General features: G+C 45.1%; 2 protein-coding genes. Both read left to right on the plus strand.

Annotated elements, in window-relative coordinates:
• On the plus strand, nucleotides 1-636 hold a 636-nt coding region (locus tag B9T16_RS28140; protein WP_410246332.1), incomplete at its 5' end, for a YcjF family protein.
• 175 nt (nucleotides 637-811) lie between these two features.
• Nucleotides 812-1966, plus strand: a 1155-nt coding sequence (locus tag B9T16_RS28145; protein WP_410246333.1) for a Ppx/GppA phosphatase family protein, incomplete at its 3' end; no start/stop codon positions are given.

Consider the following 1966-nt stretch of genomic DNA (forward strand, 5'->3'; position numbering starts at 1 on the left):
CAGCGAAGTATTGAGGCGATAACCGAGGATTTTGAGAAGTTATATAATCGCCTAGTTGCCATTGATTTTACCCTGGAAGAAGATGGCTATAGCCCGGTATTTTATGGCTTAGAAAATTTTAGGGATACTTTGATGGAATTGTTGCCAGAAGCGGAAGCTAGGACTATTTATCAGCTTTTGGAAGGACAGGCGGGACAGGAATTAAGTAATTTATATCGAGACGTGGGAAGGCGCTATATTTTGGCTTTTTCTATTATGGCGGCTACTATAGCAGCGGTTCCCCTACCTTTTGCGACTATGCCAGTTTTAACAGCCCTACAAGTGTCTATGGTGGGGTTACTAGGAAAACTCTACGGTCAAACTATTACCCCCTCCCAAGCTGGGGGTATTGTTAGTGCGATCGCTGGTGGATTTCTCGCTCAGGTGGTCGGTCGGGAATTAATTAAGTTTATTCCGGCTTTGGGAAGTGCGATCGCTGCTTCTTGGGCTTTTGCTTATACGGGGGCTTTAGGTGAAGCTACTTGTGTATATTTCGGCGATTTAATGGGTGGCAAAAAACCCGATCCTAAGCGAATTCAATCGGTGATGAAACAAGCCTTTAAAAATTCTCAAACCCAAATCGACAATGGACCATGAAACTCCCCCTCCCTCTGGGAAAGGGGTAGAAGGAGACAAAGGACAATTGTCGGGGCGAAAAATTTTTCGCCCCTACTGTTCGCCCCTACTGGTGGCTAAGATTGTCTACAGGGGATATTGAAGTGCCAAGTTTTGATCTAAGATAGAATTTAGAATCGCTTAATATATATTTGTTATGGCTACATCAGTTCCGCATTTAGGGAAGCAATTAAGGCCCAGTGGCGAACATATTTTGGCTTCTATTGACCTAGGAACCAACTCTCTGCACATGGTCATAGTGCGAATTGATAAGAGTCTACCCGCATTTACGATTATCGCCCGAGAGAAAGATACGGTCAGACTCGGAGACTGTGGACCAAAAGGACAACTCAAGCCGGAAGTCATGGATAGGGCGATCGCCACCCTCCGACGCTTTCAGGAACTAGCCAAAACCTTTAACGTCGAGCAAGTTGTTGCTGTCGCTACCAGCGCAGTCCGGGAAGCCCCCAACGGTCGGGATTTTATCAAACGAGTATCCGACGAATTGGATCTCGAAATTAACCTGATTTCTGGTCCTGAAGAAGCCAGGAGAATTTATTTGGGTGTCCTCTCGGCTATGGAATTTCACGACGAACCCCACGTTATTATTGATATCGGAGGGGGTTCGACAGAGTTAATTTTGGGAGATGGTGGAGAACCTAAATTTCTCAGTAGTACCAAGGTCGGGGCTGTCCGTCTCACTCAAGAATATATCAAAACTGACCCTATATCTCGCACAGAATTTCTGTTTGTACAAGCCTATATTCGGGGAATGTTGGAACGTCCCGTTGATGAGTTGCGTCTTCATCTCCCCAATCGCAAAGTATCCCATTTAGTCGGCACTTCCGGTACAATTGAAACCCTGGCGGTGATGATTGCTAAGGAAAAATTAGGCACTGAACCTACACCTTTAGCCGGATACCAAATTACTTTAAATGAGTTACACAATATCGTTAGTCGTCTGCGGAAGTTATCCTACCAAGAAAGGTTGCAAATTCCTGGCATAAATGATCGGCGGGCGGAAATTATCCTGGCTGGGGCGCTGATTTTACAGGAGGCGATGAGTTTATTAGAAATAGAGTCTCTGACTATTTGTGAAAGAAGTTTGCGGGAAGGGGTAATTGTTGATTGGATGCTTACCCACGGGTTGATTGAAGACCGACTACGATATGAAAGTTCTATCCGACAACGTAGCATCCTCAAAATTGCTCAAAAATATACTGTAGATTTAGAACATGGTGAACGGGTGGCAGCCTTCTCTCTCAGCCTATGTGACCAAACTAATGGCATTCTCTATGACTATGGATCGGCG

It is taken from the genome of Arthrospira sp. PCC 8006, assembly GCF_046480465.1.
Lineage (GTDB): Bacteria > Cyanobacteriota > Cyanobacteriia > Cyanobacteriales > Microcoleaceae > Limnospira > Limnospira platensis.